Origin of the sequence: Microcoleus sp. B4-D4 (genome assembly GCF_036705185.1) — a bacterium.
Taxonomy (GTDB): Bacteria; Cyanobacteriota; Cyanobacteriia; order Cyanobacteriales; family Microcoleaceae; genus Microcoleus.
In genome coordinates this window covers 1-25165 of record NZ_JAUBTX010000065.1, presented here as the reverse complement: position 1 = coordinate 25165, position 25165 = coordinate 1, and the positions used below count along the sequence as shown (strand labels likewise).

The 25165-nt window shown below is 43.8% G+C and carries 14 protein-coding genes; 5 read left to right on the top strand and 9 right to left on the bottom strand.

All coding sequences use genetic code 11. The features are described 5' to 3' along the window. Positions 1 to 131: 131 nt before the first annotated feature. From QUB13_RS27930 to QUB13_RS27915, 4 genes are all read right to left on the bottom strand, one after another. Positions 132 to 1142, bottom strand: a complete 1011-nt coding sequence (locus QUB13_RS27930) for a hypothetical protein (RefSeq protein WP_333387711.1) — start codon at positions 1140 to 1142, stop codon at positions 132 to 134. Positions 1143 to 1284: 142 nt separating this feature from the next. Beyond that, positions 1285 to 2418, bottom strand: coding sequence for an acyltransferase family protein (locus QUB13_RS27925; protein WP_333387708.1), 1134 nt, complete (start codon positions 2416 to 2418; stop codon positions 1285 to 1287). Positions 2419 to 2552: 134 nt separating this feature from the next. After that, positions 2553 to 3965, bottom strand: a complete 1413-nt coding sequence (locus QUB13_RS27920) for an adenylate/guanylate cyclase domain-containing protein (RefSeq protein ID WP_333387705.1) — start codon at positions 3963 to 3965, stop codon at positions 2553 to 2555. Between the two features lie 47 nt (positions 3966 to 4012). Further along, entirely contained in the window at positions 4013 to 9526 is a 5514-nt protein-coding gene (locus QUB13_RS27915; RefSeq protein WP_333387702.1) for a trifunctional serine/threonine-protein kinase/ATP-binding protein/sensor histidine kinase, read from the bottom strand. A gap of 727 nt (positions 9527 to 10253) precedes the next feature. On the opposite strand from QUB13_RS27915, the gene QUB13_RS27910 reads away from it, so the two are divergent. Next, positions 10254 to 11132 (top strand): Cof-type HAD-IIB family hydrolase, encoded by an 879-nt coding sequence (locus tag QUB13_RS27910; protein WP_333387699.1) that lies wholly within the window; start codon positions 10254 to 10256, stop codon positions 11130 to 11132. Between the two features lie 309 nt (positions 11133 to 11441). On the opposite strand, the gene QUB13_RS27905 is transcribed toward QUB13_RS27910, so the two are convergent. The 4 genes from QUB13_RS27905 to QUB13_RS27890 form a co-directional block, all read right to left on the bottom strand. After that, the gene (locus tag QUB13_RS27905) at positions 11442 to 12332 is read right to left on the bottom strand and encodes an alpha/beta fold hydrolase (protein WP_333387696.1); all 891 of its coding nucleotides are present in this window, start codon (positions 12330 to 12332) and stop codon (positions 11442 to 11444) included. A gap of 390 nt (positions 12333 to 12722) precedes the next feature. Further along, entirely contained in the window at positions 12723 to 14750 is a 2028-nt protein-coding gene (locus QUB13_RS27900; protein ID WP_333387693.1) for an adenylate/guanylate cyclase domain-containing protein, read from the bottom strand. After that, a complete protein-coding gene (locus QUB13_RS27895) occupies positions 14716 to 19425 on the bottom strand; it encodes a PAS domain S-box protein (RefSeq protein WP_333387690.1) in 4710 nt (1569 codons plus the stop codon). Before QUB13_RS27895 ends, QUB13_RS27900 begins: the two co-directional genes overlap by 35 nt. A gap of 606 nt (positions 19426 to 20031) precedes the next feature. Further along, positions 20032 to 20565: a hypothetical protein gene (locus tag QUB13_RS27890; RefSeq protein WP_194008380.1), complete on the bottom strand. Its 534-nt coding sequence runs from the start codon at positions 20563 to 20565 to the stop codon at positions 20032 to 20034. A 142-nt stretch (positions 20566 to 20707) separates the two neighbouring features. On the opposite strand from QUB13_RS27890, the gene QUB13_RS27885 reads away from it, so the two are divergent. The 4 genes from QUB13_RS27885 to QUB13_RS27870 all read left to right on the top strand — a co-directional run bounded on the left by QUB13_RS27885 (position 20708) and on the right by QUB13_RS27870 (position 24465). After that, entirely contained in the window at positions 20708 to 21625 is a 918-nt protein-coding gene (locus QUB13_RS27885; protein WP_333387687.1) for a histone deacetylase family protein, read from the top strand. Positions 21626 to 21767: 142 nt separating this feature from the next. Beyond that, a complete protein-coding gene (locus QUB13_RS27880) occupies positions 21768 to 22778 on the top strand; it encodes a glycosyltransferase family 2 protein (protein ID WP_333387684.1) in 1011 nt (336 codons plus the stop codon). Positions 22779 to 22970: 192 nt separating this feature from the next. Continuing rightward, a complete protein-coding gene (locus tag QUB13_RS27875) occupies positions 22971 to 23552 on the top strand; it encodes a serine O-acetyltransferase (RefSeq protein ID WP_333387681.1) in 582 nt (193 codons plus the stop codon). Between the two features lie 406 nt (positions 23553 to 23958). Next, the gene (locus QUB13_RS27870; protein WP_333387679.1) at positions 23959 to 24465 is read left to right on the top strand and encodes a serine O-acetyltransferase; all 507 of its coding nucleotides are present in this window, start codon (positions 23959 to 23961) and stop codon (positions 24463 to 24465) included. A 136-nt stretch (positions 24466 to 24601) separates the two neighbouring features. Here the strand turns inward: QUB13_RS27870 and QUB13_RS27865 are convergent, their stop codons facing one another. Next, positions 24602 to 24895: a glycosyltransferase family 4 protein gene (locus QUB13_RS27865; RefSeq protein ID WP_333387676.1), complete on the bottom strand. Its 294-nt coding sequence runs from the start codon at positions 24893 to 24895 to the stop codon at positions 24602 to 24604. Positions 24896 to 25165 lie beyond the last annotated feature (270 nt).

Genomic DNA, 25165 nt, shown 5'->3' with positions numbered 1-25165 from the left:
ATAGCCTTTCCGGTTACGCCGGAATGATGTTGACTGTTGACTGTTGACTGTTGACTGTTGACTCGAATTTATTATTCCGATGAAGAGAGGATTTGATATTAGTCCAGGTATAACTTGGCTCGAATATCCTCTTAGTTTCCATCGCTAAATCCCCACTGGAATTCCATCGCATGAATCTTTTCTACCAAATCTGAAACTTTCACCGGTGAATCATCAGGTACTAAATCGCGATCGAGTATTTGTTGAGCAGTTGCCAAATCCTGACTTCCCGTAGCATCGCTGGTATGAAAGACTAGACAATTCACTTGACTGAGACGAGCCGACAACAGTTGCAAAAGAGCCATCAAGACACGATTACCACCGTAAGCTCCGCATCCCCAGAAGCCTGTATGAATAATCAAAGTTGGTGTTTGAGCCGACTCTAACTGTGACTCAATTCGTGCTGCAAAAAATCCAGTGAATGCTGTTTTAAGAATGTATTCAATTTGTGCAATGCTATAAGAACCCTCGCCATAGGAAGGAGCTTCTATCGCAATGATGTTTGTAATTGTAGGCGGGTTTAGAGGTTTTGTCGCTTGTGCGATCGCATCTGATGTCGCTCGTCCAAAGTTATTGCCGTAAAGACCAAAAGGTCGCCCCTGTCCTGAATTGCGATCGGTAGCGATCGCACACCTCCGTTCCACCCCACGAATCAGGATCGGGGTGGGTTGTTGACTCTCCACTGTTAATGGCTTAATGTTGGAATCTAGTAAAGCTTCTCGCAGTGAACTGAGTGCTGGATGTTCAGCTACCTGCATTTCGTCTTGAGCAAACAGCGAACCACCATAAGCAACAAAAAGATCGTAATGAGCGAAATTGAGATACCACTCCATCTCAGTGCTATCTTGGGATGGCTCGTACCCAAAATATCCCTTTCGCTCAGAAAGATCGGTCTGATGTTCCAGAGGAGAAAGATATTCTGGAAAAGGCATTGCGTACCATCGGGAAAATGCTAATTGACCCCGATGAGTGCATCCAGGCGGACAACAAATATCATAAACTATCTGCTTGTTAGGGTCGTAAAATTTGGGTGGGTGAGAATTCATCAAAGCCTGCGTATCAAATGTCTGCCGACAGATCAAGCTATCTAAGAAGTGGTTCATTGCTCTCTCCATTCCGTGATTAAAACACTTTTTTAATTAATAAATACGTTAACTGCAAAAGGCTGTGGATGTCAAGCCCTACTAGCTCTTAGAACCTTGACTTCTTAAAGAAGTAGGGGCTTTAGGTATTCTGTTTTTTTACTCAAATTTTGATCGCCCAACCTCGGCGGTACATTCCATACAAAATCAACCACCAACACAATACCGCTGTCACGGCAAATGCTAGAGAACCGTTCAACGGCCCAGCCCACGGCACAAACCAGTTTTCGTAAATCCAAGTGTAAGTTGTCGGAGGATTTTCGCCGCTACCGATATGAGTTTTTAATAGAAGTCTGGCGACAATCCCGGAAGCAACAAACACGAAAATAGCATTCACTCCCATGATTTCAAACGGTCGCCCCCATTTCCACTTCCGCACTTCTATTGTTTCGTAGCAAGCTGCTAGCAATAACAAAGCCCAACCTGCGGTAAAAACCACATAGGAGCTCGTCCACAGTTGTTTGTTAATCGGAAATAAAAATCCCCACAAATGGCCGATTATCACGCAACTGAGGCCGCAGATTGCTAAGTTGATACTGGTGCGGGTTTTAATTGGCTGCACGCGCAACCATTCCCCTGTAAAGTAGCCGATGAGGACTGTTACAACTGCGGGTAATGTGCTCAACAATCCTTCAGGATCGAAGGGGCCGCCTTTGTACAGGTGTTGGCTGCCGAGAATTAGCCGATCGACATATCCTCCTAAATTTCCTTCTGGCGTGAGTTCGTAGGCGCTGTACCCCCCTACAGCAAATACGAGTAATGCAGCCCAATAGCCCAAAAGCACGGCAATAGCGAGCAGTTTTTGATTGCGGGGGGAAAGGTTGAGAATGGCGATCGCACTGATGAAATACGCTAAGCCGATGCGCTGCAATACTCCCATGATGCGGATTTTACCGAAGTTTTCCACTGGGGCGCTGTTGAGAAGTACGTCAAGGGCGATCGAAGATGTATTTAGCAGCAATCCTAATATAAATAAAATCGTGGCGCGGCGCGCAATTCGCCAATAGATATTTGTTTCTATTTTTGTAGTAGTTTCAGTATATTTTGACAGCGAGAAAGACATCGCGCAGCCCACGATGAACAGGAAAAACGGAAATACCAAGTCTGTCGGGGTGCAGCCGTGCCATTCTGCGTGATCTAGCGGTGGATACACCTGTTTCCAACTGCCGGGGTTGTTGACTAGAATCATCGAGGCGATCGCAATTCCGCGAAAAACATCAAGGGATTTTAAGCGCATAAATTAAGTTATTTGTTCACCGTTCACTGTTCACTGTTCACCGTTCACTGTTGACTGTTGACTGTTGACTGTTGACTGTTCACAATCTTAGCTGATGCCCAATGCCCAATGCCCAATGCCCAATGCCCCATGCCCTAAATTTCAATTCCTTCCAAAGTCATAATGACAGCATTCTTCATCAACATATCGCAGCGATCGGCATAAAAAGCTGCTGCCTTATCATACTTGTTGACTTGCAACACGCGCAAAAACATTTGCCTTGCTTGCGCGAATTGTTGCTGGTAGTGAAAAAAAATTCCCTGTTCAAAATAAGTTTGAGTTTGTGCTTTTAGTTCGATCATTGTAGCGGAGTCGCCATCATAAATTTCAAAGACAGCCACAGGTGTTTGTTTTCCTTTGACTTGAACGCGATCGAGAAACCGACACTTATAATTTTGTGGATCGTCTATTCGACAAAGAGTCTGGACGCTAGCTACAATACCGACTCCGTAAAGCTTTGTCAATCCTTCCACACGCGCGGCTAAATTCACAGCATCAGAAATTACCGTACTTTCCATCCGTTCCGCTTCGCCAATGGTACCCAACATTAAAGTTCCCGTATGCAAACCAATCCCTATCGAAATAGGTTGATATCCGCTATTTTGCCTGTGTCTGTTATAAATTTTAACTTGCTGCTGCATCTCAATTGCCGCTTGAACCGCATCTTCAGGACGGTTAGGAAACAAAGCCATAATTCCGTCACCAATGTATTTATCTATAAAGCCGTTATACTGGCGGATAACTGGACCGACTCGGCTTAAGTAAGAGTTGAGAAATTCAAAATTTTCTCTAGGAGACATACTTTCTGACAGACTTGTAAATGAGCGAATATCGGCAAACATAATCGTCATTTCCGCCTGTACAGAGTCTCCCAATCTGGCATCAACAATGCTTTCAATTTTGAGAAACTTTAAAAATTCGCGGGGGACAAAGCGGGCCGAAGCTATTGCAATCTTTTCAAGTTCGCTTTTGCTGGCTTCGATTTGAGTCAGGGCGCGAAATGCTCTCAGCGTTGTCACTACTGTCGTAAATAACTTTTTGTTTGTGAGTTCTGTTTTAGTTTTGTAATCGTTAATATCGTAGCTGACAATTACAACATCTTCCGGCACTTGTCCCGGCTGTCCGGTTCGCAAAATAATTCGCACTATTTTATTGTCTAAAATATCGCGGATGTATTTTACAACTTCCAAGCCTGCCTCTTCTGTTTCCATCACTACATCCAGTAAAATCAATGCTACATCTGGATGGGCTTGGATCATTTCTTTGGCTTCTTTACCAGAAAAAGCGCTGATAAATGTGAGGGATTTGTTTTCAAATGTAAATTCATTTAAAGCTAGCTTTGTAATATTATGAATTTCTATTTCATCGTCGACAATTAAGATTTTCCAACTGTCGGGAATCGGTTGTTCTTGAACCTCGTCTTCTTCCGCAAATATTAATTCATCGTCGCCCAACGCTATTAATTCGTCATCGTTCGCAGCGAACAGTTTTTTACTAGCTTCTGACATTAATTATTCTCCTAAATAAAATTCTATCAAAACTCGTGTTATAATAACTAATTACTAATTTTAGCTGGAAACTCCATCATAAATCTTGTACCTTTGTTCAATTGACTTTCGCAGGTAATTGTACCTTTGAGTTTTTGCGTAACGAGGTTATAAATAATGTGCAGTCCCAATCCTGTGCCGCCCTTACCTCTTTTGGTGGTAAAAAATGGTTCAAAGATTTTACTGAGATTTTCTGGGGAAACTCCTTTGCCGTTATCTGCATATTCAAATATTAGCCGATCGCCCTCTAGCTTAAAATCAAAAGCCAGAATCCCTTCGTCTTCTCCATCGTAAGCGTGAACCAGGGAATTAAACACCAGATTTGTCACAATTTGACACAACACACCAGGATAACTGTCCAGTACAATATTTTCATCGCCTTTAATCTCTATTTTGTGTTTAGTTCTTCTTAGTTTGGCGGTTAAAGATGTCAAAATCTCCTCAAGATAATTTTTTAGGTTAAACGTGCGTTGTAATTCGCTCGACTGATCTACAGCCACTTCTTTAAAACTGTGAATCAAGTCAGCCGCCCGCGTCAAATTTGATAAGATCATATTACTGCTTTGCAGGGCCGTATCCAGGAATTTTTCTAACTCAGAGCGTTTAATTTGGCCCTTGCTGTAAAGCTCAAAAAACTTTGTAACTTTTTCCGCCAGCAGCGAGGCGGCGGTGATACCGATGCCGATGGGAGTGTTGATTTCGTGAGCAACACCTGCAACCAAACCCCCAAGGGCGGCCATTTTTTCCGATTCTACCAGTTTCTTTTGGGCAGATTTTAAATCTTCTAAAGTTTGGGAAAGCTCGGAAGTACGCTGCTGTACTAATTTTTCGAGATTCTGATTGAATTGCTGCAAGTTTGTGTAAAGTTGGGCGTTTTCTATCGAGATAGAAATTTGAGAAGACAGCAGTTGTAATATTTCTAACCTTTCTGGCGTAAAAGCGCCTGTAGTCAGATTGTTTTCTAAATATAGAATGCCGCTTAGTTTGCCTTGGTGGATTAACGGAGTGCAAAGAATTGATTTAGGTTGAAAAGCAATTATATAAGGTGCGTTAGTAAATTGTCCTTCGCGGCTGGCATCATTTAAAACTATACTTTCCTGGGTGCGGGCGACGTAGTTGACAACTGCAACTGATAGCAAAGTTTCTTCTCGCTCTTCATCTACAAAATTTATAGGAATTGATTGCATGACAGCAACGCGATCGGCATCCACAGAACCCGATGCTTCAATAACCAATTTACCATCTTTTTCTAGTATTAAAAATCCTGTTTCTCCTCCGGCATTTTCAATCACAATTTTCATCATCTTTGCCAGTAGTTTGTCGAGAACTATTTCGCTGGCTAATGTTTGTGAAGCTTTGACTGCGGTTGTCAAATCTAGCACCCCTGCACTGTCGCTCGTAGTGCAAGCGCTGCTGGTAGATTTGCGAGTTTCGATATTAGTTGAAATTGAGGCTAAAGTTAGCCACTGCGAGTATTTTGATTCCAAATATCTTACTTTGGCTTGTGCACCCCAGCGCTGATAGCAATAACGCGCTTCTATTAAGTAAGTTTTAGCAATTCTTTCTCGTCCTATGGACAAATAAAATGCTCCCGCTAATTCTGCTGCAATTGCTTGTATTTGTATGTATCCGTTTTTTTGAGCTCCGGCAATTGCACGGTCGTAATATTCCATTGCTCTGACAATATCACCTAGAGTTTGCGCTATTTCTGCCTCGATCAAGTCGCATTTATGCTGGAGGTTCATCGGCGCAGAAAGTGATTTTATTTGGAGTTTTCTGAGGTTGCTGCTGGCGTAAAAAAGATGCTCTTCTTGTTCCTCATTTGTTGCTTGTGGATATGCTGCAAGTCTGGCGAGAGAATCGTAAAAATGGTATTCAGGAACATTAATAAAGCCCGCTACTCCATCTAAATAAAGTTCGGCCTGTGCTGCATTTTCTAGGGCTAGCTCAATATCTCCAAATAAATATGCTAGTATTAACTTTTGCAAATAAAAATGCTGTAAACCGACGCGATCGTTAGCTTTCAATAGCAGTCGTAACAACTTTTCTTCGCTATAAGTTTCACATAACAAAAGATTGGAAGTGTCCGCATTGTCCATCAATTGCCAAACTGTTTTCTGATATATTTGATTCCAAGTCAATACCGTTTCTTGCTTGAGTTGAAATAATAAATGGTTATAATTAGCCATTTTTTGTTCTAGTGGCATCAATTCTTGACCGATGAAATACAAAGACTGACAAATATTTACCGCCGCATATCCTATGGATTCTAAATCACCATTTTCAAGGGCGCTTTGATAGGCTTCTTCTAACAGTGGCAAAGTGTCCTTAACATGATGGTTGCCGTGCATCAAAACGAATGCGACCAAATTAAGAATCTTACTTTTAAATTCTAAAGCATTTAGTCGATCGGTCAAATTCAAAGCTAATTGACCAAAGCTATCGCCTGATTCAATATCTCTAATTATTCTTTGTAAAATTGCTCCGTAATTAGCATAACCAAAAGCCGAAAAAACCGAATTTCCGTAGTTAATCGATAAATTAACTTGCTGGCATACAATCAGCGGCAACAGCACTGGTTCAACTATAAACGTAGCTGCAAACATACTGGAAAGCAAGCGCATAGTTCCTAACTTGCGCGGATTTGTCATCACAGGTAAGTTAATTAAATCTTCTATTTTTTTGTCGCCTAAATAAGCTACTGTTTGGGATATTGCTTGCTGAATGTGGAGGGGAACTGGCGACTCGGGCAAGTTTAGTCCTAACATTCTTAGTGCTTCTCTACCAATCTGTACAGCTTCTTGCAGTTTTGTTTGCATCGTACAAGCTGTGATTCTGATTTCACAAACTTTGATTTTATCTAGTTCATTCTTTGCGTGTTGTAGGACAATTTCTGCCCATTTTTCCATTTGTTCAAACTCGGTATTGAGGTAAGCAGCTTCTGCCGCTGACTCGTAGAGTGCCAGAGTCAAATCGTAATCGGTTTGCCAACTTTCCTGCGGAAGCAATTCAATACCTGCAGTTAAATATTTGACAGCCAGTTCGTAAGCTGCACTGGCTTTTGCTTTGCGGCCTGCAATTAAATTTAATTTGCATAATTGAAACTTTTCTAATTCACTGCTGATGATTTGTCGGGCTGCATTTAGTTGGTTGACTATATCAAAAACATAGTTTTCTAATTGCTCTGGAGGTGCGTTTTGTAGCAAAAATCTGCCTATTTTGAGATGATTTTCTTGTTTTTGGGGTTCGGATATTAAAGCATAAGCTGCTTGTTGAACTCGTTCGTGCAAAAATTTATAAGTCGCGCTAGCAGCATCAGCGATTGGTAGGGACAATTCATCGGTAAAATCTCTAGATATTTGGTCGGTTACTTCTGTAGTTGCTGCTAGTGCGAGCGGAATTTTGTAGGCGTTATTCACGGGCACAATCAGACCTGACTGAAGAGCTTCCCAGAGGTCTGCTGCTGCGGAAACTAGAGATTTTCCACAGATTTTTGAGATAATTCCTAAATCAAATTTGTTGCCAACACAAGCAGCTAATTTTAGTAGTTCCTGGGTGGTTTCTGAAAGTTTCTGAATGTGATCGATCATTAATTCTACAACATTGTCAGTTATTCCTATTTCTTGTATTTGCTCGATATCCCACTGCCACTCACCTGCAATTTCGCATTTTCTCAAAGCTGGATATGCTTTTTGAGGATTCGACTCATAAATGTTAGGTTCGACTATATCGACAGAAGTATCGGAAGGTGTAAATTTGTATTGCAGCAATTTTTTTGAGTAAATATACTTTAAAAGTTGAGTTAGAAAAAAGGGATTGCCTCCTGTTTTTTGGAAAAGCAATTCTGCTAAATCTAGTGATTTTTCTGGCGAGCAGCTCAGACTATCTGCAAGAAATTGATTGACGCTGGTAATATCTAAATGCGAAAGGGATATTTCGCTGAAATTTCCCCCTGCTTTTTTAATTGCTTCGACGGTCAGCATTACAGGATGGTTTGCGTTAAGTTCTTGTTTTTTGTAGGCTCCAATGATTAATAAATATTGATTTTCTAGGTTTGTTGCTAGCAGTTGGATTAACTTAAGGGATGCTGAATCTACCCACTGCAAATCGTCGAGAAAAATTACTAAGGGGTGTGCTTTTTGAGCAAAGACTCGAATGAATTTTTGAAATACCAAATTAAAGCGATTTTGAGATTCATGTAATCCTAAGTCTGGCACTGGGGGCTGCGCCCCGACAATCATTTGTACTTCGGGAAGAACTTCAATAATTACTTGGCAGTTTCCGCCGAGGGCATTTAATATTTTTTGTCTCCAAACTTGAAGTTTGGCAGATGTTTCTGTGAGAATTTGGCGCAATAAGTCTTGAAAAGCTTGGATCAAAAAAGCGTAGGGAATATCCCGCTTAAATTTTTCAAATTTGCTATCTATAAAATACCCGTTTTCCCGCAGGATAGGCTTGTGAATTTCATAGACCAAGCAGGATTTTCCCATACCTGCAGAACCGGAAATTAATACTATTTCTGTATTTCCCTGTCTCATCCTATCGAAGGTATCGAGAAGCAGATTAACTTCGGCTTCTCGCCCGTAAAGTTTTTGGGAAATTTGCAGGTTACTTGACCTATCGTGCTCGCCGAGGGTGATGTGAGAAATTTCGCCAGTGGTTTCCAGTTGAAAGAGACATTTTTCTAGGTCGCACCCAAGTCCGAAAGCACTTTGATATCTGTCTTCGGCGGTTTTTGCTAATAGTTTCATGACGATATCGGAAACGACTTGAGGAATTTCGTCGGTTTGTGCTTGATTGATTATGCCTTGGATGTTTTGTTTTTGATTCTCACAAGGAGCAAGTGGTTTTTTGGCAATATGGCAATGTACTAATTCCATCGGATCGATCGCACTAAAAGGCACTTCACCGCAGAGTATTTCATAAAAAGTGATGCCGAGAGAATAAAAATCGGTGCGGTAGTCGATCGCCCGATTCATGCGGCCAGTTTGTTCTGGCGACATATAGGCGAGGGTGCCTTCGAGTAAATTGGGATGGTGGAGGGCGGGGTTTTCGCCCGGTAGCAGGGAGGCGATCGCAAAATCAGCAATTTTGACATCCCCCGTCTCGATTTTGACAATAATATTGCTCGGTTTAAGATCTTTGTGGATGATATGGTGTTCGTGGAGTTGGCCGAGAGTTTCTGCTAGTTTGATACCGATTTGCAGAAATTGTTGTAACTCTAGCTGGTTGTTGGTGAGAAATTTTTTGAGAGAAATGCCGCCAAAATCTTCTAAAATTAAAACAGGAACGTGATTGTATTTTTCGAGTTGGTAAAGCTTAACTGTTCCTGGCAAATTCAAATTTTTGAGGATTTCTGCTTCGTGCAGGAGTTGGGCTATTTGTGCTGGGGTTGGGTAGGGCTGCGCGAGAGTTTTGAGGATAACTGGTTTTTGTTGTTCAAGCTGCATTCCTCGATAAATAACTGTGCGATCGTTTGTATAAATTTCTCCGTCTATGCGATATCCTGGAATAGTAATCATGCTGTGAATGCGGTAGTTTTTAAGTACAGTTGGGGATTGGATATTTGAGATCAAAAGATGGGAATAATCTCGCGTTCACTCGATTAAAAACAATAAGATTGGTTCGAGTGCGGACGATTATCCGCACTACAAACTTTTTTTGTTACGGCAATCAATCGGGAATGATACAAATAATTTTAGCAACAAAAATTTAATGACTGAAACACTTATTATAGTCCTCTGTTTCTGATGATTAACGAAGTAAAAGGAGGCATAAACTTCGGCTTCTGCGTTACGAGACAGAGCATGGTAACGAGAAAGCATGGTAACAAGAAATGATGATTTTAGATTGTCAATTGTCAATTGAATAAGTGGGTATGAATGATGAGATAATGGTTGAGATATTGCCGGGGGCACTGTGCAGTAATTGTAAATCAAGATCGCATTAAGAGGGCTGGTGAGTGAATAAGTAAACAAGCTGCGATCGGGACTGAGGCAAAAAGTGGTTTGAGGCGCTATTGAGACAGTTTTCGGTGCTGGCGGCACGCTCTACAGGCATTTAAATTGTATATTTCAATGACCTATTCCCGTTGGCAGTCAAATCCTGTCCACCCTTTCCTCTTCTCTATTCGGGCTCTCTCTCCATATTCTTCTCAAAGATAACAGACAATTTAGATGCAAACAAAACTTATGTGCCAGTGCCAAAATAAATTGGTGGGTGCAAATCAACAGCTAAAATTTCAAAATCATGCAGAATATAATTGCCTCAAATCCAGCGAATGCTACCGATCGCGCTTTTGGTACCGCAGAGATTAAACTACTGGTACTAGATATCGACGGCACGATCGCAGGTTTGTCCAACGACATCCGACAACCCGTCAAGCAGGCAGTTTTGGCTGCCGAGTCGCGGGGAGTGAAAGTGGCCATCGCTACGGGCAGGATGTACAAATCGGCTTTGCGTTTTCACTCAGAAATTGGCTCAACTTTGCCGCTGATTTGCTACCAGGGCGCGTGGATTCAAGATCCAGCTACTCAAAAGCGACTGCGACACTTGCCGCTGTCGAAACAAACTGCTCTGCAACTATTAGAGCATTTTGAAGCACTGGATTACCGATCGCTCCTTTCGATCCATTTCTATATTGACGACAAACTTTACGTACCGGAAATTACAGCAGCTACCCGAATTTATGCCGAACGATCGGGCATTGAACCAATTGTAATTCAAGATTTGCGGCGAGATATGCCGGGGGAACCGACGAAGGTTTTGGCTTTGTGCGAGAATCCAGAGGTACTCCACGGCTTGCTCAGCAGTATGCGGAAGCGCTACACGCCTGCGGAGCTTTATTTGACTCAATCGGTGGCTACTTTTTTTGAAGCTACGCATCCTTTGGCGAGTAAGGGAGATGGGGTGCAGTATTTAGCCGAAAAAGTTTTGGGTTTGCAGTCGGCTCAGGTGATGGCGATCGGCGACAATTTTAACGATCTGGAAATGATTTCCTACGCGGGTGTGGGCGTGGCGATGGGGAATGCTCCTGATGGTGTGAAGGCTATTGCTGATTGGGTAGCGCCGGATGTGGAGGAAGATGGGGTGGTGGCTGCGATCGAACAATTTGTTTTGGGCGGCTGATATTTCTAGCAATAATAATTTTCCCAAAATTATAGGGACACGGCATTGCCGTGTCCCTATAATAGCTTAAAAATGTCTTTCCACAGAAAAAGCACCGACGACTGGCCGTGTTTCGTCTCGGTGCTTTCTCTGGTTCGCTCCTCACACGTCCATCAATATAGCCGACTCGCCCGAATGTGTCAAGACTTTTTAGCAAAGTTTTTTTTTAGTCTTTCCAATCCGGGCGGCGGGTGCGGTGGATGGAGGCAGAACCTTTGCTGTGCAAGGGTTTTGCTCGATTGCCCTTTTCTGGCATTCCCCCGAAAAATTTTAGTTCAATTCCTGCAGCCAGTCCAAAATCAGAGCGTTGACTTCACTGGGCCGCTCGTCGTGGGGACAGTGGCCGGTGTGGGGAATTGAAACAAATTTCACTGGTCGATCGTTGGTGGCCAATTCTTGGTAAATTTTGCTGCCGGCGATCGGCGTCCAGGGGTCGTCTGCACCCCAAAGTACCAATAACGGACGATCGACCTTTGGCAGTAATTCTGACGGTTGAGGGCCTGCTGGGGCTGTGAGAATGGAAGCGAAAACTTGTTGAGCTCCGGGCTCGCAGGAGGGCGCGTGGAGGAGTTCTACGAGTTCGTCGGTGATGGCTTCGCGGTTCCCGTAGACTTGGCGCAGGGTGTTGCGGATGCGGTGTTTTTGGCGGATGTTGTTGAAGACAAACGGGCCGATGACGGGCGATCGAACTAATTTAGTAAAAGTCCCCATCACTACTCGCAGCGGGAAATTCAATTCCTCCGGTCTGTGGTTGAGCCCGCCGGCACAGTTGATTAACACACCGCCGGCTGATATTTCTGGATGGTTGGCGACTACCATCAAACTCAGCAAAGCGCCGATCGAATTTCCGACAAATACCGCCGGTTCCTGTACCAATTCTGTCCAGAAATCTGTCAGCAATTCTTCCCACAATTCCAGCGTATAATCAAGCGCAGGTTTGCCTGAAGCCCCGAATCCCAACAAGTCCAGCGCAAATACCCGGTAGCCGCCCGCCGCGAGTGCGGGGATATTTTGCCGCCAATGTCCTATAGAAGCCCCAAACCCGTGAATCAAGATCAGAGGGCGGCCGGTTCCTTGGACGGTATATTGGATTTTGTGACCTTTCCAAGTCCAAATCAGCTTCTCAAAACTCGTCGCAGATACTAATTGTTGTGCAGTCATTCAATTTTAGATTTTAGATTTTAGATTTTGGATTTACCCCACGGATCGAGTCGGGGGCTTGAGGATTTTAGATTTTAGATGCTTTCGATTGATTCCACGGATCGATCGCGTGGCGGGTACCACCTTTGAAATTCGCTTGTCACGGCTATTATGTAAAGTTTCTTTAACCACTTTCATCATAGCAGAAGTCATTAGTCATCAGTCATCAGTCATCAGTCATTAGTCATTAGTCATTAGTCATTAGTCATTAGTCATCAGTCATCAGTCATTAGTCAGTAGTCATCAGTTATTGGTAGCCACTCACAAATAACTGATGACTACTGATAATGCCCATGCCCCATGCCCATGCCCATGCCCCATGCCCCATGCCCCATGCCCCATGCCCAATTTTTACCTTTTTTCTAACAACCAATAAGTCCTCATATTCCCCTTACCTTTCACCGGAATTACGCCTCGCATCTCCAACAAATACTTATCTTTTAAAAGCTCGTAAGTAACATCAGTAACTTGAATTCTGCCGGCAAAACCCGTACCCTCCATCCTCGACGCCACATTCACCGTATCTCCCCACAAATCATAGGTAAACTTGCTAACACCAATCACTCCCGCCACCACCGGCCCGGAATTGATGCCGATGCGAATTGCCAGTTTTTCTCCTGTCTCGGCCGACAACTTGGCTATTTTTGCCTGCATTCCCAAGGCCATTTGGGCGATCGCCTCCGCGTGGTCATGTCTCGGCGTAGGCAATCCCCCCACTACCATGTAAGCATCACCAATAGTCTTGATTTTCTCCACACCGTACATTTCAGCTAACTGGTCGAAGTGAGAAAAAATCACATTCAATCGCTTTACCAACTCCGTCGGAGACATTCTCGCCGACAGTTCAGTAAAGCCAACAATATCAGCAAATAAAACACTTACATCGGCAAAACTGTCGGCGATCGTGCTTTGCTGGGCTTTCAAACGTTCTGCTATTGGTTTGGGCAGAATATTTAACAACAATTTCTCGCTTTGTTCCTGTTGAATCTTGAGTTCTTCTTGCGCTAATTTCCGCTCTGTAATATCAGAAACAGTACCCTCATAGTACATCATAACGCCTTGTGAATCCCGAACGGCGCGGACATTTTCTGACACCCAAATCTGGCTTCCGTCCTTGCGGCATACGATAGATTCAAACCCCGAAACCGCATTTTCTGCATCCATAGCAGCCACGAATTCCAGGCGGCGTTCCGGGTCAAGGTATAGTTGTTCGGCAATATTTTCAATACTAGACATCAGTTCTGCTGGCGAATCGTAACCGTACAATTTTGCCAAAGCTGGATTAGCGCTGAGATAGCCTCCAGAAGGAGTGCTTTGAAAAATGCCTTCCATCGCATTTTCTACAATGCTGTGATATCTTTCTTCAGCAATTCGCAGCAATTCTTCGGCTTGTTTGCGCTGAATTAAGCCACCTAATTGAGTGCCAACCGCATTGAAAATGTCTATAAAGCGCGCGTTTTTCGGAGAAGGCAAAATTTGAAAAAAAACTAGCACTGCTAATACTTCATCGCCTACCAAAATCGGCACGCCAAAACCTGCTTTAAATCCGAGTTCTTGTGCTACTTCACTTCGTAAAAAATCTGGGTAGCCCTGGGAAATATCTTCTACCCATTCCGGTTCCTTGGATGCCCAAACTCGTCCCGGCAGCCCGATATTCATGGCAAATGTCAGTTGTTCGCTTTGGGTGCGGAAGGGTTCCATGCTGGCGTTACTCGCATACCAGCCCCTGGCAGATTGCAGCGCAGTTCCTTCTGCATTGGGAATCCAAGCTTCTCCTACATCCCATCCGATTGTTTCGCCAAGTTGGTGCAGAATTGCTTCTAAAGCTGAATGAAAGTCCGCAGCTTCGCCGATCGCCCGCGTCGTTTCCAGCAAAAACCGGATTGATTCTTCCGCCCGCTGCCTTTCCACGATTTCTTCCTGCAATCTGGAATTGCGATCGTGCAATTCCCTAGCTTGCCGTTGCAGTTTCGATTGCAGCAAACGCAAAGAAAGTTGGCTTTCCACGCGGGCCAAGACTTCTTCTACTTGAAATGGCTTAGTAATATAATCTACTCCTCCTACTTGAAAAGCCTTAACTTTTTCCATCACCTCATCTAGCGCACTAATAAAAATCACCGGAATATCTTTAGTATTTTCAAATTTTTTTAAATTTGCACAAACTTCATAGCCGTTCATTTTCGGCATATTAATATCTAGTAAAATTAAATCTGGAGGAGATATTTGTGCTGCTTGCAGAGCCAGTTGTCCGTTAATCGCCTTCCTAACTTGATACCCGTAGGATTCTAGCATAGTCGATAAAAGTCGCAAGTTGTCCGGCATATCGTCAACGATCAGAATGTCTCTAGGAGTCGCTGGTAATGGCTCGTCGTTCATCATAATATAATTGAGTTAAATCGATAATGATATCTATCCGAAAATTATCGACTAAATCTGTTAAAGCATTAGCGAGATTTGCCTCAGTTTCGGGAATTTTAGCGATCAGTCCGAGGATGCGATTGTCGTCAACGCAAAGTGCTGCTCGGTATAAATCGACCACCCAGTCTGCGGGCATTACACTCAAATCCTCGGTGGTCAAACTTTGAACCTGTCGGGGTGCTGAATCAGAAATAGATGAGTTTTCTTCCTCATAAATATAACGCAGATTCAGGTGATACGCTATCTTTTCAAATAGTACCTCTTCCCGAAACGGTTTACAGATCAAATCGTCACAACCAGCAGATAAAATCATTTGTCGCTGCTCGTCAAAAGCACTAGCAGTCAGGGCAATAATTATTATTTCTCTACCTTCTGGAGTTTGCTTGATCTGTTTTGTAGCTTCGTAGCCGTCCATAACTGGCATCAGCATATCCATCAAAATCAGGTGCGGCTTCCAAGTAGACTGCAAAGCAACTCCTTCTTTACCGTTAATTGCTTCACGGACTTCAAATCCGAGCGGTACGAGGAGCTGAAACAGCAGTTGGCGATTTTCCGTTACATCTTCAACTATTAATATCCTATAGGTTTGCTGTCCGGCTTCTAAAGCAATAACTGGTTTAACGGCAGGTTTTTCTTGTTCGTCACTTTCTGTTACGACGTTAACGCGGATATTAAAAGTAAAAATTGTGCCTCGATCCACTTGACTTTCAACAGCAATGTTACCTCCCATAATCTTGACGAACTGTTGGCTAATTGGCAATCCTAGCCCGGTTCCCTGCATAGACTTGCGACCTGTTTCTGTTTGCACGAAGGGCTGAAATAATGTAATAACTTCAGACGGAGAAATGCCGGGTCCCGTGTCGGCAATTTCAAAATGCAATTGGGCTTCTTCTTGTCCGGCGGCGTTATTTTCTACTTGGCTGCTAACGCACAAAGTAACGGTTCCATGTTGAGTAAATTTAATGGCATTGCCGATCAGGTTAATTAAAACTTGTCGCAATTTCGATTCGTCTGTTTCAATGTACTGTGGCAAATCGCCGATATTTTCAAAGATGAGGCGCAACCCTTTTGAGTTAGCTTTTAGTTGCAGCATTTCTCTGAGACTACTGAGAAGATTGTAGAGGTTGAAGCGGCTTTGATTGATAGTAATTTGACCTGCTTCTATTTTGGACATTGACAAAACATCATTGATCAGTTCCAGTAAATGTTCGCCGCTGCGGTTGATAATTTCTATGTATTCTTTTTGTTCTTGCGTGATGGAACTGTTGCGGGCCATGACTTGCGAAAAACCGAGAATGGCGTTGAGAGGCGTGCGGAGTTCGTGGCTCATGGAAGCGAGAAATTGGCTTTTGGCGCGGTTGGCAACTTCGGCGTTTTCTTTGGATTTAAGTAGTTCCATTGACTGTCTTTGAGTGCGGGCGAGCAATTCTGCTTGCTGCAATGCTACTCCTAGCTGAGTGCCCACATGAACTGCAACGTTGATTTCAGATTCGCTCCACTGGCGGGGAGCTGAATTTTGATAGGATGCTAGCAGTCCCCAGAGTTTTTCGCCGCAGAAAATTGGCACAGTAATGTAGGATTTTGCTTGAAATTTTTCTAATAGTTGGATGTAGCAATTATTGAATCCTTGCTTGTAAATATCTGGGACGCAAAGGTAAGTTTTACTTCGGCTGTAGGCTCCGCCAGCAGTTTCTTGCAAATAAGTATCGCATACTTTTTGGGAGGCGATTTCGAATTTTTTGACAAGGCATTGTTCGTTTTTTAAAGCACTTTCAGTAAATTTAGAATCTACCTGCTGTGCTTGCATGAAAGAAGTCCACTTACTATCAACTGATTCTGCTACAAATTCGCCGCTCCAGTCATGATTGAAACGGTAAAGGGCGACTCGATCGCACTTCATGGTTTGGCGCAATTCTCTTGTTGTAGTTTGAAAGATTTCTTGGATATCTAATGTCTGGCGCATTCTTTCAATGATTCGGGCGATCGCTCTTTGTCGCAAAGCACTTTCTTGCAGTTCAGTTTGTGCTTGCTGGCGTTCGGTAATATCTACAGCCATTAAAGCGATGCCGATCGCTGTACCATTATCGTCAATTAGCGGAGTATTATACCATTCGCAAACGATACTTCTACCATCTTTGGTAATAGTTTTGTGGGTGGTGCAAGAGGCACAAGAATCGGCATTAATTTTATTGCTTAATATTTGAAATATTTGGTTGTAACAGTTGTTTGGGGCGAGGGAATCCGGGATAGTCTGGCCGATAACTTCTTCTTTGCTGTAGCCAAAAATTTTTTCGGTAGCCGGATTCCAAGTGATAATTTCTAAATTGAGGTTTAACTCGATCACTGCGATCGGCGTTTGCTGCAATAAAAATGAGATTCTTTGCTGCGATGCTAGCAGTTTTTCGGCGGCTAATTTGCGGTCTGTTGTGTCATTAGCCGTGCCGAGAATTTGTTTGGGTTTACCGTCAGTTGTTCTGAGAAATACTGTATCCCAACTGTGCATCCACCGCCATTCACCGTTTTTGTGTTTCATGCGGTATTGACATTCAATGACATCGCCGTCTTTGGCTCGCTCCACTTTTTGGACGCCTTCAAGAACGTCTGGCCAATCGTCGGGGTTGAGCAACATTGACATCATTTCTGTACCCATATCTTGTACTTCTTGGGCGTTGTAGCCCAGCATCGCAGCAATTTGTCGGTTGCAATAAACATTTCGCTGTTCAATTAAATCGTAAACGTACAATAGGTTGGGATTGGAATCGGCGATCGCCTGAATGAAGTGCTGGCTTTCTCTGAGTGCAGATTCTGCTTGTTTGCGATCGCTAATATCTCGCGCTACCACAATCACTGATTCAGCAGAAAGCACAGAAAGTTTAGCGTCGAGCCAAACTTCGCGCTCTCCGAGTGTATAGCTATATTCAATATTGATGCTTTGCTTCGTTTTGAGAACTTGTTGGATGGTATTTAATACCAAATCTGCCGCAGGTTTCGGCAAGATTTCGTGGGCGGTTTTGCCGATCATTTCGGTGGGAGATTTCACCAAATTGACCGCTGCTGTCGGGGCGATTTTGATGCAGCGCCCTTCTGCATTTCTCACTAAAACTATGTCAGTCATGGCGGTAAAAATCGCCCGCAATTCAGCTTCGGATTCTTGTAGAGCTTGTTCGGCGCGGACGCGGGTGCGAATTTCTGCTTGCAACTGTTTATTTTGCCGATCGAGCTGCACGAGTCGGTTTTTTTCTCGATCGATCAGTTTAGCTTGAGCGATCGCAATTCCGACTTGACCCGCCACAGCTTCTAACAAGTCGATTTCATCTTTTGTCCATTCGCGTTGGCGATCGCACTGGTGCAAACCAATAGCGCCGTTTGCCATCCCTTGGTAGGAAGTGCGAATTGCCAGCATCGATTTCAACCCAACCACGCGGCAAATCGATTCAGCAGCTTGCAAAAGAGGCTCTGAGTAAACGTCGTTGGAGGCGATCGCCCGGTCTTGGATCATCATTTGTACGACGTGAGGATTGCCCCAAATTGGAACGATGACGTTCCGCATTGATTCCCACTCAGGTTGGAGATACTCAGCCGCCAGAGGAAGATCGACTTGGGGGCTAGTAACGTAAGTATGAATCAAACAGCGATTGACGCGGAATGCCTGACCGATTTGAGTTGCAGCCGTTTGAAAGATTTTTTCCGGCTGCAAGCTCGATCGAATTTCTTGAGTTATTTTTGCAATCAGCAACTCTCGCTGAACTTGCCGTTCTAAAGCAGATTTAGTTGAGGCCGATTCTATTTCTGCTTGCTTGCGATCGCTGATATCAAAAAGTACCCCATACCAAACAATATCGCCATTATCACGCATTTCTGGTCGAGAATTCGATTGCAGCCATTTGAGTTTGCCCGATGGCGTAACAATCCGCCATTCACAAGCAAAGGGTTCTAAAGTTCGAGCGCTCTCGCAAATTTTTTTCTCCAGATATTTTAGGTCATCAGGATGATTTTGATTGCAGCATAAATTATAATCTTTTAATATTTCTTTGGCCTCCAATTCGTAAATATCCCGACAAGCGTAACTGATATATTCAAATTGGAAACTTCCATCCGATTTTCGCATAAATTGATAAATAACTCCCGGTATATTCACCGCCAATTTCTGCAACCTTTCTTGGCTTTCCCGGAGTGCTGTTTCTGTTTGATTGCGAAATTTTACCTCTCGTTGCAGTTCGGCATTCTGCTGTTTTAATTGTTTCGATAGCTGTTGTATAGTCAGTTGACTTTCAATCCGCACCAAAAATTCTTCTACTTGAAAAGGTTTAGAAATGTAGTCAACACCGCCCACTTCAAAAGCCTTGACTTTCTGACAAGTTTCATTAAAAACGCTCAGAAAAATCACCGGTATTTCGCGAGTCTTTTCGTTAGCTTTCAGTCTTTCGCATACTTCGTAGCCGTTCATGGTCGGCATAGAAATATCTAGCAAAATCAAGTCTGGAAGAACGGTAAATTTAGCATTTACCACCATTTTCCCCGAAATTGCCCGCTGAACTTTATACCCTTCTTTCGTCAATATATTTGAGAGAAACCGGAGGTTATTGGGTCGATCGTCTACAATTAAAATATGAATTGTTTTTTTGTCGAGCGCCATATTATGTCTTGCCATTGGGAATTTTAGCGTGTTGACCGGAGAGGGATTATTTAATAAGTCAAGTATTTTTGTGAAATAAAAATTATCATATTAATTTTTATTCGCTCAGCCAATAGAGTATTTTTTGAGGAGTTGGTTCATCAATAACGCACTTTGTCTACGAGCAAGTTTTGGGCAGCTAAGCTTAAATTCGCAACTCAAATCAACCGCATTTTGATTGTATTTTAGTGCCACAATAAATCTAAGTTTTCTAGGAACAATTAAATTGCCTAAAAAAATCATGAATTAGCCACGACCGGCCCAAGAAACTGGGTACGAGAACCCAAGCTTCTGAACATTCAGCTACCACCTTCAAAAGGTTTGAGCAGAGATACACACCTAGACGCACCCCGATGCGAAACAACCCGGTTTTTTACTTTTGCTCCGGGCTGCAACGTGTGTATTGCTGTGAAAAAAACGCGGTTTCGAGACACCCGTGCCTAAGTCTTAAGATATTTGGCAACTAAGAGTATAGCGGTTCTCAAGCGTGGTGAGGTACGCCCATAGCCCTATGCCCATAGTCCTAGGCCCTATCCCGGATAGTACCTCCTATGATAGCTCGAAAGGCTATATCAACTCTTTTCTCAGTCTTTTCTCTGCCAACAATTCCTTAAGTTTAGCAAGATTTTCATTGCTGAGGGATATTTTAATTTCAAGTTCTTGCTCAGCCTCCCACAGCAGCAATATATTATCTTCCCCCAGCGCAAACTCTGGATTGTTTAATTCAAGTGTTTGATATTTCACTTCGGGAAATCCTATGCGAATTACCACTTCTGATTCCAACTGAGGATAGAGATACAATTGCTGTTGCAGGTTGTCTAGTTCTAGTTTCTGAACTGTGGTGTTGCGTTTGACAGGAGAATCGGGTTTGTACCAATAGAGAGTATCTTCGCGAATTTCAGGATTGACTATCACAAATGTTACGTCAAAACGCTGGGCTTGCCAGTGAATTTCGCTCATACCGCCAATTTGCGGAATCAGTCGCTCAACCCAGCTAATTTTTTTGCCGTTGAGGTTTTTCCACCACTGAGCGATACGATCGAAGTTCTCAGCATTTTCGGGGTTGTTGCTGCCGGACTCCCAGACTGTTTCTAGTTGCATATACAGGTTCTCCAGCGAATTTAAATTTGAGGTTGCAGGCTTTCAATTGGACTTCTCCTCCAAAAGCCTGTAAGCGAACGGGCTCGAATAGGGCGATCGACAAGAATTATTCGATTCGTCTATTCGTTCTACAATCATCGTCATGGACCTACCAATTATCTACCACGAAGATTATGTTGCGCCACTGCCGCCCGGTCACCGCTTCCCGATGGCAAAGTTCGGGCTGCTTTACGAAATGCTGCTGGCGGATGGGGTAGCAGAGCGATCGCAATTTCACGCTCCGGAACTTTTAGGGTCAGAATGGATTCAGCTAGTCCACAATCGCGATTACATTCAAGCTTACTGCAACGGAACGCTGGATGACAAAGCTCAACGGCGAATTGGTCTGCCTTGGAGTCCGGCCCTGGTCAACCGCACTTGTATCGCCTCCTCCGGGACTGTGCTAACTGCTAAGCTTGCTTTAGAATGCGGTTTGGCTTGCAATACTGCGGGCGGAACTCATCACGCATTCCCGAATTACGGCTCTGGTTTTTGTATTTTTAATGATTTGGCGATCGCCTCTAGAGTCTTGCAAAAAATAGGTTTAGTTCGCCAAGTTTTAATTGTCGATTTAGACGTGCACCAAGGAGACGGAACCGCTGTAATTTTCCAAAATGACAGCAGTGTTTTTACTTTTTCGATGCACTGCGAGGTAAATTTTCCTGGCACCAAACAAAAGAGCGATTTAGATGTAGCTTTGCCCGTCGGTATGGAGGACGACGAATACTTACAAACTTTGGCTAAATACTTGCCAGATATACTCTCCGATCTCAAGCCAGATTTAGTATTCTACGATGCCGGAGCTGACACTCATCAGGCCGACAAACTCGGAAAATTAGCTTTAACTGATACCGGGTTATTTCGTCGCGAAATGCAAGTTTTATCTACTTGTTTAGCTGGTGGCTATCCGATTGCCTGCGTCATTGGCGGTGGCTATTCCGATGACATGAAAGGGTTAGTTTACCGACATTCGCTGCTGCACCGAGCGGCAAGTCAGGTTTACAGGCAATATCGACTGTGATGCAGAGCGGCGGGACTTCGGAAATATGGCACAAAAAACAGTCTTTCTCACCAAAACCAATAAAAATACTATTAGTCATCGCTCCAGCTTGCCAGATCGGTACAACTTGAGCTAAAAAGTTGTTAAACCAAAAACTGCACCTATGTCCAATGCCAGCGAGCCAAATCACTCATATCCACTGCTGGTTGTCATTGTTAACTACCGAACCTCTAGTTTGACAATAGACTGCTTGCGCTCTCTAGTTACCGAAGTGCGATCGCTCCCCGGTACGCGGGTTGTAGTTGGCGACAATGCTTCAGGCGACAATTCTACCGAAGAAATACCAGCCGCTATAGCCACATTCGGCTGGAGCGAATGGGCCTCCTTCGTTCCCCTAGAGCGCAACGGCGGATTTGCCTACGGGAACAACGCCCTGATCCGTCCCGCCCTTGAATCCACCAATCCCCCCCCTTACGTCCTGCTGCTCAACCCAGACACCGTAGTTCGCCCAGGAGCTCTGAAAGCACTGGTTGACTTCATGGACTCCAACCCCGAAGCCGGCATCGCCGGCAGCCGCTTGGAAGACCCCGACGGTACGCCCCAAGAGTCAGCTTTTCGGTTTCACAATCTCTTGACCGAACTCGATTTTGGTTGGCGGACAGGCTTTATATCCAAGTTATTGAAAAAATGGGCCGCAGCGCCTCCGATTTCCCAAAAAACCTGTCAAACTGATTGGGTAGCTGGAGCCAGCATGATCGTCCGTCGCGAAGTATTTGAAAAGATTGGCTTGATGGATGAAGCTTATTTCATGTACTGCGAAGAAATGGACTTTTGCCTGCAAGCTCAGAAAGCTGGCTGGAGTTGCTGGTACGTGCCTGAAAGTCGCGTTGTCCACTTAGTCGGCCAAAGCTCAGGCGTAACAGACACCAAAGCAGCCCCCAAGCGGCTGCCCCAGTATTGGTTTGATTCCCGGCGACGCTATTTTATCAAAAACTACGGCTTGGTTTACACAGCGTTAACAGATGTATCCTGGGCTTCGGGCTTTGGAGTCTGGAGGCTGCGCCGCGTACTTCAAGGTAAGCCAGATGGCGATCCACCAAACTTACTGACGGATTTTGTCACGAATAGTGTATTTTTCAAGGGAGGTAAGATTGAAGATTCAAAAAACTTTTAAATGGTATTTGTAAATAAATCAAAGCAAAAAAGCCAGGTCGCTCCTGGTCAGTCAAAGATTGCTTGATTCACCCAGCATTCATATTTTAAATAGAAGAATCCGGGTTGAATATCCCTGAAAAAAAAGAGCAAGATCTGACGATAAGCGGCATCTATTGATAACTTAAATTAGACAAAATCTTGAGTACAGCTTATGGTGACGGAATCAAATTTAATCGCAAGTGAAACTCCAGTACAAAACTCGGAACAGGGATTGTGGCAGCAGATTAAAGAAGACTGGATCGCTCACGGTCGCGATTGGACAAAACCGGGATTTCGTGCCGTAGCAGTTCAAAGATTCGGTGTCTGGAGGATGCAGCTAGAACCAAAACTGCTGCGAGCTCCCTTGAGCATTTTGTATCGATCGCTCTACCGAAAAGTCCGCAACACCTACGGTATAGATTTGCCTTATACGGTAAAGCTCGGCCGTCGCGTGGTGATTGAACATCAGAACGCTATTATTATTCACGGATATTGTACGATCGGTGACGACTGCATCATCCGCCAAGGCGTTACCCTGGGGAACCGCTATTTGGACAAACCGCTAGAATCGCCTCAATTGGGCGATCGGGTGAACGTCGGCGCCGGTGCAAAAATTCTCGGCAAGGTCAACCTGGGAGACGACGTAAATATCGGTGCAAATGCTGTCGTTTTATCAGATGTTCCTGCTGGTCAAACTGCCGTTGGCATCCCTGCTAAAATTCTCAAATCCCGCCCTGTCGAAAACAATCCTTAAATTAGTGCCAGAAAAAGTGACCTTTCTCTTCTGTTACTTAAATAAACTAGAGATCTACCGCCTCTATAGCGATAGATGCTTTTACGCAATTGTGGAGTTCTTTGGCAATTGTGATTGTTGCACAAAGAGTGCGATCGCCACTGCTTGTTTGTAGACATCAACTCGTCAACTAAATAATTATAAGTTGACCGTCTAGCAATCTTGTGTGAATTGTAAATAATTTGTATGGTTATTGCCCCGCCGTGCCTACCCGAAAAACCTGGGAAGCTACAAAAACAACATTACAACTCAAATAGGATTGCTAGAGAATTGAAAAAAATATTGTCAATCACCAACCAGACAAGATATAATGACAATTATGTAATCTTAATTGTCATTATATCTTGTCTGTTCTTTTGCACAAATAATGGTTCAATCAATAACTACACCTGTCGTTTCTGCCACCGAGCCAGATTGGAGCCGCGAAAAACTTCGCCAGTGGTGGGATCCTAGTCGCCAACTTCTAAAATCTATCCGCAATTATCAAAAATGGCAGCATCAAGGTGGAATTTTAGGGTATTTTTTCTCCCGGTTGAACGTAATCGAACATCGATTTTGGAGCATTGTAACTGGAACTGACATCCCTTTGAACTGCCAAATAGGAGGGGGACTCGTTATGGTTCATCCTAATGGCATAGTTATTCATCCAGATGCATCTATTGGCCCGAACTGTCTAATTTTTCAACAGGTCACAATTGTTTCTAATGTCAAAATTGGCGGTCACGTCGATATCGGTGCAGGAGCAAAAATTATTCACTCCATAACGATCGGCGACCACGCTTTGATAGGTGCTAATGCTGTAGTTCTTTGCGACGTACCACCGGGCGCAACCGCAGTCGGAATACCCGCAAAAATTATCCCCAAAAAACCCTAAGCCTGAAAATGCACTCATAGAAATATTCGCAGGAAAAAGGAAGTTGCAGAGCAAGAATTCTTTCAGAGGATTGTCCTATTTCCTAAAACTTCAATTTCTCCTGCACCAAATTTTTCCGCCGGCACGCTACTTTTTCTCAGGTAAATTTCTCGGCTTGCTGGCGAACACTATCACCCATCTGCGATCTCAACTCCGGCGAAAAAGCAAGCTTTCGCAAGCTTTCCACAAGAGCATCAGAGTCGTAGGGTGCTGCGACTAGCCCATCTGTGCCGTCCCGGACAATTGCGCCCGCTCCCATAGGTGAAGTGAGCACTGACAACCTGTGAGCCATAGCTTCATAGGTAACCACCCCACTACCTTCTTCAAGACTCGGAAAGGCAAAAATGTCAGCTTCGTCATAGACCGCGCCAACATTGGTGGTGCAATCCATATGAATTACATCAGAGCGTTCTAAACATCACACATTCCTGGTGGTCATCACTGCATCCATCAGCTTGAATGTTGCACAGGAGAGCCAGCACCAATAAATCGTATGCTGCTTGACGAAAGTCTTTTAAGTAGTCGTGCAAAATTAATTACATAATATTTCGCGTGAAAGCCTGACCTAGCAAGAAGTCTTTATGTAATTAGGGCTTGCTGAAAAAGTCAGAAAACAGCATTTAGAAAGATGAGTGAATTTGAGAGCGCCTCGGCAATATAA